The following is a 12,821-nucleotide window of genomic DNA, read 5'->3' as shown; positions in this document are numbered from 1 at the left end:
ATTCGCCCCATTCTTCGGTTTCTGGGTTTCCAATTTCTACTCTTACTCTCATTCTTAATGCCTTGATGCCCTAACGCCAATATTAAGCGGCGCCCGACCAGGGCGTCCGGTGGACGGCCGCAAGGCCGGGAACGAACTTAAATGACTGGTTAAATGTTCCCACGCTGCTTGTCGAGTTCATTAAGAACCTCCCCATCATTTTCGTCGATGGCCCGCCAATACTCGGGATCACGAATTCTATCTAGCTGTTCCGAGACCTCTTGATAGTCGTCTTCAAGGGTCGACAGACGCTGCTTCAAGTCCTCGTTTTCCGACTGAAGATCATCGAGAGCTTCTTGGAGTTTTCGCAGGGAATTACCGGTGGCGGGGAATCGATTGATTTCGTGCCAAACCCCAAGTGCAAGAGCGGCTACCGAAACCCAGATTAGCCAATCCATGACCCAGACTCCTTGTGACATTTAACGCCGCGCACAGCGGCCGCTGAAAGCGGTCCGGTGGCCAACGGCCGCGAACTGATGCGCCTTGTTATGAGTAGACATTATCGACCTGCTCCAGAGCATAAAAATACTGCGTACTACCGGCTGGGCCTCGATACGCTCCCTCAGAGCCAAGTAAATTGAGTGCCATTCCAGCGATCTCCCATGCCATGTCCGGGTCTATCTCTGCCACCTCATTTCCGAACATTTCAAAGCCAGTGAGAGCCTCAAGCTGCTTCAATTTTTCCGCTTTTTTCCGCAACGGAGCTGGGAACGCTTCATTGGCCCAGCCCCACATCCAAGTGCTGCTTTTCGTATTGAAACTGCCAATCGGAATTAATTTGGCTTTGACCCTAACTTGGCCATCTTTCAAGAGATAAATTTCTTCTTTCTCAAAATCATGCTGAAACTTATCGAAAGAGCCAAAACCAAATTCACTAATTAGCCTTTCCTGCTTCTCTTCCAATTCTTCAAAACAGGAGTCAATAAATTCTTGGAACTCGTCATCGTTCATTCGCAACTACTCATAACGCTGCCATAAGCGGCGGCTGAAAGCCGTCCGGTGGAGGGCCAAAGGCCCGGAACAGACTTAATGGCCTTGTTGGGCGGCACCTGACCAAAAAGCCTCACCCTGCACCTCGATGAGATTAGCGACCTCCGTCGAAATCGTGTCGTAGTGTGATTTCGAATGAACCACCTCATTTCCCGGCTCATAGTTTGGCAGACCGAACTTAAACCAATGATCGCTCCCAGGGATCTCGGCCCCTAACCTAAGGCGCTTGGGCACTTCACTCACCTTAGCTTTATCAGGACCGCTAAATCGAGTTCCTTCTGGCCCACAGGTTCCGATTTCCACTACGAAACTGCCGCCGGAGGAATAGAACTGAAAGGTCAGCAGATCGATTCGATTTTCCAAAATTCGGCGGAAATGCGGATAAGAACCCTTAAAGCCTCGACTGCGCAGTTCGGGGACAACTATTGTTCTCAACGAAGCTTCCATGGCGCTTCTAGCCGGATGTTTAGCCATAGTGACGCCTAACGCCGTTGTTCAGCGGCAGCCTTGGCAGAGCGAAGCGGCGACAAGGCTGTCCGGTGGAGGGCCGTTTGGCCCGGAACGAACTGCAACTATTGGTTAAGTGTATTTCTCGTATCTGGGCTCCATAATTTCCGCCAATAATTCAGAAGATCCCACCACTCGACTATGCTGCTTTAGGTTTTCATTGGCGAAATCAATCAGCTTCGAAAGCGCCTCTAGGATTCTATCTAGCCAGTAATCACTTCCTATCGTATCGTAGTAATAATCTTCTCTGTTTCCACGGAAATCCCATGTGTCCAATCGGTAGCGTAGTCCAACTGGTAAGCCATCCAACTTGAGAATATCGCCTTCGTACTCCGTAACGATATCCTCTGGCAGATGAGGACGAATCTTCCTCATCATCTTTCCAATGTCATGACCATACTTCTCTATCCAATTTATGAGCGTCTTACCCTTCCTATCCGCATTCTCAAAATAGCAGATCAAGGACTTCAAGACCGACTCAATGCCCATCCGCAGATCAATGAAAGTTTTTGTTCGCATTGATCGGGGCGTATAAAACAAAGGGCCATCGCTATCCATACAATGCTTATATCGGATGTAAAAATCCCGAGCATCATGGAAGAAATGATTTGAAACCTCTAGATATCGAGGCCGAGTAAATTCTTCGCTCATACTTCCTCACACTTAACGCCCGGCTCACGCGCCGGTTTGGAGCCGCGAAGCGGCGGAAAATTGGTCGCTGTGCAGCCGTTTGTTATGGCGTATTTACCCTCGTGAACTCGTCAAACGCTCTCCAGTTTGAAAAGGTCTTTTTCTCTATCTGCACCAGCCGAATAAGCGAATCCCAACCCTCAAATACCTTTTTTGGAGGGAAGACAACCACATTAATACCACCTGGATTTAATGTGCTTCGATAGATCACGGCATCTATTGCTCTGCCATCGCTGGTCTGAAGGACTTGGCCAAGATACTCAGAAACTATTTGGGACGGTACATACTCAATGTGTTGCTTACCGTCCTTGGAAACTGGCTCTGAGATGCTTGCCACAAACTCCCTCATAAAGATGAGAGCATCCCTGGTTAGTTTGTTTTCGGTATCGAAAATCGATGGTGGTTGTGGAATAAAAGTAAGATCAACGACAAGCAATGGTCTAGTCGTTTGGAACGCCCCGATGCTTAATCTGGTCGGGGGAACACCGACGACCTCCAGTACAGCGGTACTTTTTTGAAATGCAAAGTACCCATAACTGATACCTGGAGGATTCATGCGGCCCGCAGACGCAAGATTAGGAGGAGGCGGCCCCATTTCCTCTAGTGTTTCAAAACATCGTTCGGAAGCATGTTCACGAACTCTAAACAGGTCTGTTCCAGCGGGGACTTCCTTCAAGAGGCCAAAATTTTCGATGTCTTGACCGATTATTTTCAAAATCTGCTGCGGCGTATATTCGTCCTCAACAATGGCATCTGTGCTATTTGGATCGGAGAAGAAATAACGAGTCCTGTGCTTCGTTTTCTCAACAAACGCGCTCCAAGCGTAATGGCGGCGCTCATGTTCATGACTCCCCAGCCAGTGCCCATTTGCACATTGAACCCAAGAGTCATTGACGAACGACTGGCAAACATCTTGTAATAAATCATCGTTGCATAGCCAACCAAAACTGAGGAACGCATCCTCAGTATCTGTAATTAAGTTTTCACCTACCCAGTCACCAGAATCCCTTGGTAATCCAGCTACAGCGGGCTCTGCATAATGTTGAAAAAAAGCAGCAGAGACATAAACCATTATTTCATCGAGGGGTGCTGCAATCGCTTCAGCCGAAGAGGTGCCACAGTAGGAGCAATCAGTCTCACATGCGTTCGCATCAACGACCTCGGCAAGGAATCCGTCTCCCACACAGTCAGAGCAAACGAAGGTCTCAGGAGCAGACCAGCCGCGCTCCTGGGCCTCTATCCATTCGTGTTTAGCTCGCCCCATAAATCCCCGTAATGACAGACTTTTAGTGAACTCATGAACCGCATGGCTTGGTCATTCCATAACGCCTGGGCTCAGCGGCCGTTTTGGAGGCGCACCGCGCCGGAAAAGCGGTCCGCTGCAGCCACTGGTGATGAGTTTTATAGTTCAAAAACCTTAATTTCCCCATGGTCTCGCTTGGGGTGCCAACCACGCCTTCTAGCTAAGTGTTCATTTTCTGGGTGTAGATAACATACCTTGATAGAGAAGTTGCCAACCGAATAGATCCACTGCGCTAGAGCAACACACCCCAAAGCCTTATCGTAAGTCACCTCCAGATCGGATATGCCCACGGAAAACCAATCCTTTGTATGGTAGAAAAATAGCTCCACATTGGGATGTGCTTTACGGTCAAGGAGGTGTTGAGAGAAATCGTTAAGCAAACCCGTAGCGCCCGTTTCACAAACTAGGCACCCGAAAAGCTTCAAAAAATATAGTTGAACATCTATCGCTGAGCTTCGACTGCGGCCCGGGAACACTTTTTTAAGCTTTATCTTCCCTACTTTTGATATTTCTTTCTGATTGTCAAAAATGAATTTTGATAATTTTTCCCAAGCGAAATCCCAGGGCTGACTTAGGCTACTGTTACAACGATTACAAATGAGAGCCTTTGACTTTAGAAATTTAGATTTCTTACTACGTATTAGCCGGTTGGTCTCATTATGGTTATGTAAATAAACAGGACTTTTCTGGGACACGTTGGGGAAGAAAAGCTGAAAATCCGAAGCCTTGGTCAGATGCTCTCCAGTATTGGCTGGGCTTTTACAAATCCAACACCGCTCCATATTCTTCCCTACTCATAACGCTCTGCATAAGCGGCGGCTGAAAGCCGTCCGGTGGAGGCCCATAGGGCCAGAACAAACTTAATGCACTGGTTAGGTATTGGCGCGACCAAACCAATGCCGGACGGCAACAAACACCAGGACAATAATGCCTCCCCAAAGCAAGCTATTGAGGGCGGGAACTGTCCAAATCCAATGGCCCTGCCCGTCGACCAGGGGAGTCATTACCCCCGCGACTGGTTCAACAAGTGTCCGTGCGGTAACTAGCAAAAGCTCGCCCACCGGCCCGACCTCATTCAACCCATGGCGAGCAGCACTGATTTGCGAGAACACCGCTCCGAAAAAAATGGCCATGGTGAAGCCGTAATGAATTACTGAAACCAGTGCGACCTTCTTCGCTAGCTTCATGCCATATACCTAACGCTGAGCTAAGCGGCGGCCTGGCAAGGCCGTCCGGTGGAGGCCGAAGGCCGAAACATACTTAAGCGACTTGTTATGGATGGCCATGGAGTCACTCATAGTAACTACCGTATGTAACAGCAATTTTGTGGGTTAAATTTTTCGGCAAATCTACTCCCGAGACTCCGAGGCACTTGATACGAAAACTTACCTCCTGATCTCTTGGAACATCGTCCACAGATTCAGAACACTCGTTAACGACGGCGTTACCCGCGTAGATCGTCGCTCTGAGGCTTAGATGATTCCATTCAATTTGGCTGCTATTAAACAACTTGCCGGTTATGGTGTAGTTGATCTGACCTGGAAGAACTGCGGACTCGACTATTGAAACTTGCTCGGGCAAATCACGACCTTTCCTTCCATCGTAAGGATTCTCGTAATTTCCATCAAAAAAAGCCGCCACGAGAAGAACGCCCAAGGCGAGAAACATCCCAGACAACAGACTCGTCAAACTTTGTACAACCAACCGCTTCATCTCACTCTCTTCCATAACGCTGAGGTAACCGGCGCCGGAGCGCCAGCGGAGGGAACCAAAAGCGCCACGCTTTTGGCGTCCGGTTGACCGCCTTGTTAAAGGTCTCGATGCCCAATCCATGCATAACTATCCCACCTTGGTCATCGGTTTATTGAGGACAAAAATCTTGGCTGAAACAACCGCCAATACGAAAACACCACTCAACAACCAGAGAGCATCAAGTACCACAGCTGGAACCGCTATCCCGAGACCTACGAGGTTAAGAACCACGAGCCCGGTCATGGCCGATTTAATGTCAGGATAGGACTTTCCGCCGCACTGCGGACAAATTGCAGGTGTTGCTTTACCTGCCATGAGCTTCCTGCTCGCCCTAATGGTCTGTTTCTCACAGTGCGGGCACTCGTACATCTGATTTTTACCTTTAACAGCGTATTCAACGAACACGTTCGTATAACACGCATTCGTATAATTCCAAAAAAACGAGTTTTCCTGTACGAAAAACCTGTATAAAAACAAAGCATTACAGGAATTCCCACGGCTACCGCCGGAGTTATACCCCCACCCCAGCATGCGTCTTTCCAGCCCCTGGGGGGCGTATAACTCCAAAAGAACCCAAACTCTGCTCAACCATATCAGATACTTACACTGCGTTCTCGCACGGTTTCTGGAGTTTTGCGAACGAGTTCGTATAACTCCACCCCGCAGCTTCCGTTGACTGCCAGCGCAAGCTAAATATACTGTATATAAATACAGTTTCGGAGATTTGTGATGGATATGGATGTCCCCTCCCCCTTGCCAGCAGCTCCTGTGAGGTTTCTGGACAGGCTACGCGGCTTCATTCGTATGCGCGGACTTGCCTATAAAACTGAGAAAACCTACCTGTTCTGGATCAAACGGTTCATTCGTTTTCATGATCGCAAACACCCGGAGACGATGGGCGCCTCAGAAGTGGAAGCATTCCTCTCGCATCTGGTCCTGCAGGCAAACGCCAGTGTGGGCACGCAGAGAGTGGCATTGAATGCTCTGGTTTTCCTGTACCGAGAATTTCTCGGCGCCCCGCTCGAAAATCTGAATTATGAGGCCGCGCGCAAGCCACGTAAGCTGCCAACGGTTTTCAGCCCTGAGGAGGCCAGGCCGCTATTGGCAATCTGAAGGATGAATTCCGGCTGATAGCCATGCTGATTTACGGTTCAGGACTTCGGATCAATGAGGTCTTGCGTCTTCGCGTCAAGGATGTGGATTTTGGGATGCAGCAACTGGTGGCTCGCAGCCCGGTAGACGACGGCTTCTAGCTTTCCCGGTTGCTGGCCGGTATCCGTTTTTACATATCAGCTCTTCGTGGCCCAACCTGAGAGTCAGAGGGCTGTCGGTAGGGTCTTTAACCATGATTCTCCCAGTTGTGGGAGGCAGTGGCGGAAAGCGGGTTCCGCCACTGGGCAGGTTATGGCATGTCGTTGAAGGCGGCATCGGTCTTGGCCGCCATGACGAAATCGTTCTTGTGCAAACCGCCGATGGAGTGGGTCCACCAGCTTACGGTTACCTTACCGTACTCCAGAAGAATGGCGGGATGGTGGTCTTCCGCCTCGGCCAGGTCAGCCACTTTGTTGGTAAAGGCCTGGGCCTGGGCAAAGTTCTTGAGCTTGAACACCTTGTGCAACTGCTCCTCGCCATCGATTTCGACGATTTCCCAGTCGGGAACTTCCTTTTTCAGGGTTAGCTTTTCACTCTCCGAAACCGTTGGGGTGCCTGCCCGGCAGGCTTCACAGGATTGCTGGGTTAACTCGCTCATCCGTTACCTCCTGAATCTGTTCCATTCGTGTCTACTCTGGGCTTCATGTCTGGCTTTATCAACCGGGGTGCGACGTTGCGTGAGGAAAAACCGGACGGATGCGGGTTAACTGGCAAGCATCGTTGCCGTTTCAGGCACCCCTGCCCGGCGCAACCCTTCCAGGTAACAGTCGATCTGTGCCTGCTCTCTCAGGTAGAACAGCTTTTCCCGGGCAAAGGTTACGGAGAACCCGGGCAATTCCAGCAACAGGCGCGCCGTCGCGTCGTGCGCCGCGGATGTTCGGTTGAGATAGGCCAGGGCCACTGCGCGGTGGGCACTGGTCCAGTATTGGCAATTCGGGAGGGTCGCGGCCCGGTCCGTCCACTCCAGGGCGGTCTCATAATCACCCTGGAAAATCATGGCGAGGGCACCGTAGGTTAAAAACGCCCACATCTGCGGGTCGTTGGGACTCAGGGCAATGGATCGGCGGAAGTTCGTCAGCGCCTCGTCATAGCGGGCCTCGTAAGCCAGCGAATCACCCAGGCCGCAGTACGCCGCCGCAAAGGTGGGGTTCAGTTCGATGGCGGTCCGGTTTTCGCTGATGGCACTTCGGTACTCGCGCCGGGCCAGTAACACCCGCGCCTTCAGGGCATGAAAGGTGGCATTGTTGGGCACCAGTGACAGCGCCTGGTCGCAGGCGCCCAGTGCCTGGTCCAGGAGGGCTTGTGTGGGCTTGGTGTCCCAGTACACCATGCCCAGAATCACCGCGTAGGCCCACCAGGCATAGGCTTCCCCAAACAAGGGATCCAGTTCCTGACTTTGGCGCAGCATACGTTGCGCCTCGAGGTTATCCGGGCCGGTGAAGCGATAGAAATGGTAGACCCCGAGATGATAACAGTCCCACGCCTGTAGGTTGGCCGGGCGATTGTGGACCAGCTTGTTGCGTTCGGCGTAGCCGATTTCCGGTTCCAGGCGCGCGGCAATGGTCTCGGTGATGTCGTCCTGGAGTTCGAAGATGTCCGCAATCTGGCGGTCGTAACGGTCGGCCCACTGGGTATGGCCGCAGTGGCAGTCGGTCAGGTGCACATTCACCCGCACCCGGTCGCCGGAACGCTGCACACTGCCTTCAACCACGTAATCCACACCCAGCGTTTCCCCCAGCACCTGCAGGTTGGTGGCCTGCCCCTTGAAGCCGAAGGTGGTGTTACGGGCCACAACATCCAGCCACCGATGCTTGGACAGGTTGGAAATGATGTCGGTGGTGATGCCATCGGAGAAATACTCCTGACCGGGGTCGTTGGTCAGGTTGGTGAACGGCAGAACCGCCACGGCAGGTCTGGCACTGTGGGAGCCGGGCGCGGGGGCCGGATTACCAGGGTCAGGTTCGGCGTTCTCTGGTTCGGGGCCGGGAGCCTCGTTGGCAGTTGGAGTGTCGTCGGCATCCAGTTCCTGAACCGGCGCTACAAACCGGAAGCCTTTCTTGTGTACCGTGCGGATATAGCGCTGGGTGCGGCCATCGTCGTCAAGCAGCTTGCGGGCGATCTTAATGCGGCTGCTGAGCGCGGAATCCGACACAATCCGCCCCCGCCACACGCTCTCGTTGATCTCTTCCTTGCTGAGCATGCGATGGCGATTCCGAACCAGCAGTACAAGCAACTCTATCACCTGCGGTTCGGTTGCCAGGGCAACACCGCCACGGGATAGCTCGAAACGGTCCGTGTCGAGTTCGAAATCGTCAAATTGGTAGCGCATAAGCCAAGCCGGGAAAGCCTGTCCATATTTTTCAAATGGTATGGCAATCTCCACAGTTTCTCCATATTTAAATCGAGTTCCCGCCAAGCTTGGCCGCGGCCAGCAGCCCATAATGGTTACCAATGCAGGAGCATTGCCTGGCTCCTGAGAATTTGTGGAGCGGTCACCATTATGAATGCAGACAGAGCCGAATGCGGCCACCTGACAGAATTCTCCGCACAGCTCGCCCGGCAGCTGGACGAGTTCCTGACCTTTCAGCATCCGGATGCCATGCAGCAGGCGGACGCCTGGCGTCAGGCCTTGGGGCAACCGATACCTGAGAACGGCATCGGCATCGATGCGGTCCTGGCAGAACTGGGCCAATGGGTGATTCCCAATGGTTCCCCCATCCCCAACCCCGGCTGCACCTCGTTCATTACCACCGGTGCCACCACGATTGGTGCCCTGGCGACCCTGGCCGGCTCGGTTGCGGCGCCACAGCGCCTGGGCCTCACCGCCTTCAATTTCCTTGAGGAACTCTCTCTGGACTGGATGGCCCGGATGTTCGGGTTGCCGGAGGAGATGAAAGGGCTTTACAGCAGTGGCGGTTCGGTCGCCAACCTGGTGGCGCTGGGCGCAGCCCGGCAGGCAGCCTTTGAAGGTGTGGGCATTGATCCGGCCAGGGATGGGGTCACCCGCCCCTGCCGATTGTACGCCTCCGCCGAATGCCATCACTCGGTTCAGCGGGCCGCTGCCGTGCTGGGCATGGGCCGGCGCTCGCTGTGTGAAATCGACACTGACGAGCAGGGCCGGATGTGCCCTTCGGCGCTGCGCCGACAGTTGATGGCAGATCGGGAGGCGAACCTGTTGCCGGTGGCTGTGATTGCCAACGCCGGCAGTACCAACCGCGGCGCCATTGACCCGCTCCGGGAGCTTGGGAAAATCGCGAGCGCCTACGGCATCTGGTTTCATGTGGACGGCGCCTATGGCCTCCCCGGCATCCTCGATCCCCGGGTTCAGCCCCTGTACGCGGGCCTGGAACTGGCGGATTCCGTCATTGTGGACCCCCATAAGTGGCTGGGTGCCCCGGTCGGCATCGGAGCCACCTACGTGAAAGATCGCGAGTTGCTGAACCGGGCCTTTACCCAGGAGGCGGCCACCTATCTGGAAGGCGCCTGCACCACCGAAGGCGTGGCGCACTCCATGGACAACCTGGGCATACCCTATGCGGACATGGGCGTGGAGCTGTCGGCCCCGTCCCGCGGTGCGGTGGTCTGGGCCCTGATTCGGGAGATCGGCGTAACCGGTTTACGGGAACGGATCGTCCGCCACAACAGCCTGGCCCGGCACGTCGCCGACCGGGCCCGGGCGCACCCGAATCTTGAGGTTGTGTCGGCCCCCACCCTCTCAATCTGCGGTTTTCGCTACCTGAGCGATCGCTGGGGCGACCTGAACGACCTGAACCGGCGCATCCACCGGCGCATGGTGCAGCGCGGGCGGGCTATCCCCAGTACAACCCTGGTGAATGGCACGCTGGCGATCCGGCCCTGTTTTGTGGGTGCCAGAACAACCTTGAAGGAAGCCGATGAACTCGTTGACGAAGTTCTGAGCGTGGGCCAGGAGGTGGCCCAAATGAATGATGAGGCCGCTGGCTGAACTATAATATAAGGATCCCTGGCGTACCCCGAAACGGGTTAGGGCTTCCTTCTCTGGAACGCAGAATAGGAGAAGAATCATGGGTACGCTTTACCACAGCATCCTGGACACCATCGGCCACACTCCGACGGTGCATATCAACAACCTCGGCCCCAAGGGGGTCAATCTCTACGTCAAGATCGAGGCCTTCAACCCCATGGGGTCGGTCAAGGATCGCCTGGCGCTGGGCGTGATCGAAGATGCCGAGCGCCGGGGCGAACTAAAGCCGGGCCAAACCATCGTTGAGGCCACCAGCGGTAACACCGGCATCGGCCTGGCTATGGTCTGCGCCCAGAAGGGCTACCCTCTGGTGGTCACCATGGCCGAAAATTTCAGCGTGGAGCGGCGCAAGCTGATGCGTTTTCTGGGCGCGAAGGTCGTGCTCACCCCGGCCTCACTGAAAGGCTCCGGCATGGTGGCCAAGGCGGAAGAGCTGGCCCGTGAGCACGGCTGGTGGCAACCCCGCCAATTCGAGAACCCGGCTAACGCCGCCGTACACGAACGCACCACCGCTGTTGAAATCCTGGAGGACTTTGAAGGCGTCGGCCTCGATTACTGGGTGACCGGTTTTGGCACCGGCGGCACACTCAACGGGGTTTCCCGGGTGCTGAAACGCAAGAGCCCCAACACCCGCATTGTGGTCTGCGAACCAGACAACTCCGCGATCCTGGCCAGCGGCATTGCCCAGCCCCGGAACGCCAGCGGCGACCACTCGGAAAGCCACCCGATGTTCCGCCCCCACCTGATGCAGGGCTGGTCACCGGATTTTGTGCCCAAACTGGCGGAAGAGGTGATGCAGGCCCACAACATCGATGAATTCATCCCGATTGGTGGTAACGATGCCCTGCAGTGCGCCCGGGACCTGGCCCGCCGGGAAGGCATTTTTGTCGGCATTTCCGCCGGGGCCACCTTCGCGGGAGCCCTCAAGGTGGCCGAGCAGGCTCCGGAAGGGGCCAACATCCTGTGCATGCTGCCAGACACTGGCGAACGCTACCTGACCACCCCGCTGTTTGAGGATGTGCCCATAGAGATGACCCAAGAGGAAATGGCGCTGTCACGCTCCACCCCCAACTACCGGTTCGATATTACCGTGCCCCAGGCGCCGCCTGCTCCGAGCCAGCCGGTCGAACTGGATCCCGAAGCGGTGGAAGAGGTTGAAGCACTGATCAGCGATCCGGACCACCTGGTGATCATGTTCGCGCTGGAATGGTGTGAGTTCTGCTGGTCGGTGCGCAAGGTGTTCCAGAAGTACGGCATCGACTACAAATCGGTCGATCTGGATTCGGTGGCCTACCAACAGGGCAACCGGGGCGGGCAGATTCGCGCGGTACTGAAAGAAAAAACCGGCTGGACCACCCTGCCGCAGATTTTCATCAACGGCGAGTTTGTTGGCGGCTGCACCGATGTCTTTGACCAGATCAAGGACGGCTCCCTGCTCCCCCGTTTGCAGAGCCAGCACATTGGCTTCAACCCGGAAGTTCACGTGGACCCTTACAGCATGCTTCCGGGCTGGCTGCATCCACGTTGATTGCGGGCTATCACCATCGTTCAAAAGGGGGCGCTTCAAGCCCCCTTTTTTTGCTGGCCGACCATGCCTGGTGAAAACCTCAACACTCCCTGCACACCATCCTTGAAATCCAGCCGCTTTCAGAATACTGTATATTTAAACAGTATATTGAGATTTTTCCCATGAGCGAGCTTCTGAAAACGCTGATGCAGGATGCCCGTGTCTGGCAGGGGCACCGGCATGTACAAACCTCCCAGCCGGCGGAACCGACCGGCTATCAGGTCCTGGATAACCAGCTCGGCGGCCTTGGCTGGCCGCGCGGCGCCCTGAGTGAATGTCTGCTGGATAGCCCCGGGATTGGCGAGCTGCATCTTTTGTTGCCACTGATGCAACGGCTGTCCCATAGCGGCAAGACCGTGTTCTGGCTGAATCCGCCACACACGCCCTACGCCCCGGCGCTGGCCCGGGAAGGCGTGAACCTGGATCAGGTGGTCATGATCCACACCGATGACGACGGCGATTTCCTGTGGACCCTGGAAAACTGCCTGCGCTCGCCGGTCACCGGCCTGGTGATGGCCTGGCCGGGCAAACTGGCTTCGCGCGAGGTCCGGCGTTTACAGCTGGCCGCGGAGGCCGGCAGCAACGTGTGCGTGCTCTTCCGTGAGCGCCGCTATGTCGAACAGAATTCCCCGGCCGCCCTGCGGCTCGAGCTGGAACCCGGCGAGCAGCAGGCGCTAAAGCTCAATATCGTGAAGCGCCGTGGCAGTTGGCCCGGCCAACGTTGCGCTCTGGCCATGTCACACCGGGCAGATCTGTCGTTCCGCGAAGCACCCCGCGTGGTTCAGGGCCCCTGGCCTACTTCAACCCGGTAATCACAC

At 55.1% G+C, this 12,821-nt stretch carries 15 protein-coding genes; 5 read left to right on the top strand and 10 right to left on the bottom strand.

Going from position 1 to position 12,821, the window contains the following annotated elements:
- Positions 1-149 precede the first annotated feature (149 nt).
- From QQF73_RS19200 to QQF73_RS19165, 8 genes are all read right to left on the bottom strand, one after another.
- Positions 150-437, bottom strand: a complete 288-nt coding sequence (locus QQF73_RS19200) for a hypothetical protein (RefSeq protein WP_285369129.1) — start codon at positions 435-437, stop codon at positions 150-152.
- Positions 438-525: 88 nt separating this feature from the next.
- A complete protein-coding gene (locus QQF73_RS19195) occupies positions 526-990 on the bottom strand; it encodes a DUF6882 domain-containing protein (RefSeq protein WP_285369128.1) in 465 nt (154 codons plus the stop codon).
- A 75-nt stretch (positions 991-1,065) separates the two neighbouring features.
- Positions 1,066-1,503 carry a DUF4304 domain-containing protein gene (locus QQF73_RS19190; protein ID WP_285369127.1) on the bottom strand — a complete coding sequence of 146 codons (438 nt, stop codon included), beginning with the start codon at positions 1,501-1,503 and terminating at the stop codon, positions 1,066-1,068.
- Between the two features lie 105 nt (positions 1,504-1,608).
- Positions 1,609-2,187: a hypothetical protein gene (locus QQF73_RS19185; RefSeq protein ID WP_285369126.1), complete on the bottom strand. Its 579-nt coding sequence runs from the start codon at positions 2,185-2,187 to the stop codon at positions 1,609-1,611.
- An 82-nt stretch (positions 2,188-2,269) separates the two neighbouring features.
- Entirely contained in the window at positions 2,270-3,490 is a 1,221-nt protein-coding gene (locus tag QQF73_RS19180) for a HEPN-associated N-terminal domain-containing protein (protein WP_285369125.1), read from the bottom strand.
- A 911-nt stretch (positions 3,491-4,401) separates the two neighbouring features.
- Positions 4,402-4,716 (bottom strand): hypothetical protein, encoded by a 315-nt coding sequence (locus tag QQF73_RS19175; protein WP_285369124.1) that lies wholly within the window; start codon positions 4,714-4,716, stop codon positions 4,402-4,404.
- Between the two features lie 103 nt (positions 4,717-4,819).
- Positions 4,820-5,362 (bottom strand): FxLYD domain-containing protein, encoded by a 543-nt coding sequence (locus QQF73_RS19170; RefSeq protein ID WP_285369123.1) that lies wholly within the window; start codon positions 5,360-5,362, stop codon positions 4,820-4,822.
- A gap of 6 nt (positions 5,363-5,368) precedes the next feature.
- Complete coding sequence (locus QQF73_RS19165) at positions 5,369-5,812, bottom strand: hypothetical protein (RefSeq protein ID WP_285369122.1); 444 nt, start codon at positions 5,810-5,812, stop codon at positions 5,369-5,371.
- Positions 5,813-6,010: 198 nt separating this feature from the next.
- Between QQF73_RS19165 and QQF73_RS19160 the strand changes: the two genes are divergently transcribed.
- Positions 6,011-6,394, top strand: a complete 384-nt coding sequence (locus QQF73_RS19160; protein WP_285369121.1) for a site-specific integrase — start codon at positions 6,011-6,013, stop codon at positions 6,392-6,394.
- Between the two features lie 23 nt (positions 6,395-6,417).
- Positions 6,418-6,534 (top strand): hypothetical protein, encoded by a 117-nt coding sequence (locus tag QQF73_RS19300; RefSeq protein ID WP_425607967.1) that lies wholly within the window; start codon positions 6,418-6,420, stop codon positions 6,532-6,534.
- A 149-nt stretch (positions 6,535-6,683) separates the two neighbouring features.
- Here the strand turns inward: QQF73_RS19300 and QQF73_RS19155 are convergent, their stop codons facing one another.
- On the bottom strand, positions 6,684-7,031 hold the full coding sequence (locus QQF73_RS19155) for a 4a-hydroxytetrahydrobiopterin dehydratase (protein ID WP_285369120.1): 348 nt from the start codon (positions 7,029-7,031) through the stop codon (positions 6,684-6,686).
- A gap of 105 nt (positions 7,032-7,136) precedes the next feature.
- On the bottom strand, positions 7,137-8,762 hold the full coding sequence (locus QQF73_RS19150) for a winged helix-turn-helix domain-containing tetratricopeptide repeat protein (protein WP_285369119.1): 1,626 nt from the start codon (positions 8,760-8,762) through the stop codon (positions 7,137-7,139).
- A 171-nt stretch (positions 8,763-8,933) separates the two neighbouring features.
- On the opposite strand from QQF73_RS19150, the gene QQF73_RS19145 reads away from it, so the two are divergent.
- The 3 genes from QQF73_RS19145 (at position 8,934) to imuA (ending at position 12,815) form a co-directional block, all read left to right on the top strand.
- Positions 8,934-10,397 carry a pyridoxal phosphate-dependent decarboxylase family protein gene (locus tag QQF73_RS19145; RefSeq protein ID WP_219865311.1) on the top strand — a complete coding sequence of 488 codons (1,464 nt, stop codon included), beginning with the start codon at positions 8,934-8,936 and terminating at the stop codon, positions 10,395-10,397.
- A 79-nt stretch (positions 10,398-10,476) separates the two neighbouring features.
- Entirely contained in the window at positions 10,477-11,964 is a 1,488-nt protein-coding gene (gene cysK / locus QQF73_RS19140) for a cysteine synthase A (RefSeq protein WP_285369118.1), read from the top strand.
- Positions 11,965-12,125: 161 nt separating this feature from the next.
- Entirely contained in the window at positions 12,126-12,815 is a 690-nt protein-coding gene (gene imuA, locus QQF73_RS19135; RefSeq protein WP_219865309.1) for a translesion DNA synthesis-associated protein ImuA, read from the top strand.
- Positions 12,816-12,821 lie beyond the last annotated feature (6 nt).

It is taken from the genome of Marinobacter albus (assembly GCF_030238305.1).
Taxonomy (GTDB): Bacteria; Pseudomonadota; Gammaproteobacteria; order Pseudomonadales; family Oleiphilaceae; genus Marinobacter; species Marinobacter albus.
Note: the sequence above shows the minus strand (reverse complement) of the source record. Positions and strands in the feature narration are given on the sequence as shown.

Excerpts from the sequence above, each read along its gene's own strand:
- QQF73_RS19145 (WP_219865311.1), top strand. The coding sequence starts at position 8,934 with ATGAATGCAGACAGAGCCGAATGCGGCCACCTGACAGAATTCTCCGCA.
- QQF73_RS19185 (WP_285369126.1), bottom strand. The coding sequence starts at position 2,187 with ATGAGCGAAGAATTTACTCGGCCTCGATATCTAGAGGTTTCAAATCAT.
- cysK (WP_285369118.1), top strand. The coding sequence starts at position 10,477 with ATGGGTACGCTTTACCACAGCATCCTGGACACCATCGGCCACACTCCG.
- imuA (WP_219865309.1), top strand. The coding sequence starts at position 12,126 with ATGAGCGAGCTTCTGAAAACGCTGATGCAGGATGCCCGTGTCTGGCAG.
- QQF73_RS19300 (WP_425607967.1), top strand. The coding sequence starts at position 6,418 with ATGCTGATTTACGGTTCAGGACTTCGGATCAATGAGGTCTTGCGTCTT.
- QQF73_RS19180 (WP_285369125.1), bottom strand. The coding sequence starts at position 3,490 with ATGGGGCGAGCTAAACACGAATGGATAGAGGCCCAGGAGCGCGGCTGG.
- QQF73_RS19165 (WP_285369122.1), bottom strand. The coding sequence starts at position 5,812 with ATGCTGGGGTGGGGGTATAACTCCGGCGGTAGCCGTGGGAATTCCTGT.
- QQF73_RS19170 (WP_285369123.1), bottom strand. The coding sequence starts at position 5,362 with ATGGATTGGGCATCGAGACCTTTAACAAGGCGGTCAACCGGACGCCAA.
- QQF73_RS19155 (WP_285369120.1), bottom strand. The coding sequence starts at position 7,031 with ATGAGCGAGTTAACCCAGCAATCCTGTGAAGCCTGCCGGGCAGGCACC.
- QQF73_RS19200 (WP_285369129.1), bottom strand. The coding sequence starts at position 437 with ATGGATTGGCTAATCTGGGTTTCGGTAGCCGCTCTTGCACTTGGGGTT.
- QQF73_RS19190 (WP_285369127.1), bottom strand. The coding sequence starts at position 1,503 with ATGGCTAAACATCCGGCTAGAAGCGCCATGGAAGCTTCGTTGAGAACA.
- QQF73_RS19160 (WP_285369121.1), top strand. The coding sequence starts at position 6,011 with ATGGATATGGATGTCCCCTCCCCCTTGCCAGCAGCTCCTGTGAGGTTT.
- QQF73_RS19195 (WP_285369128.1), bottom strand. The coding sequence starts at position 990 with ATGAACGATGACGAGTTCCAAGAATTTATTGACTCCTGTTTTGAAGAA.
- QQF73_RS19150 (WP_285369119.1), bottom strand. The coding sequence starts at position 8,762 with ATGCGCTACCAATTTGACGATTTCGAACTCGACACGGACCGTTTCGAG.
- QQF73_RS19175 (WP_285369124.1), bottom strand. The coding sequence starts at position 4,716 with ATGAAGCTAGCGAAGAAGGTCGCACTGGTTTCAGTAATTCATTACGGC.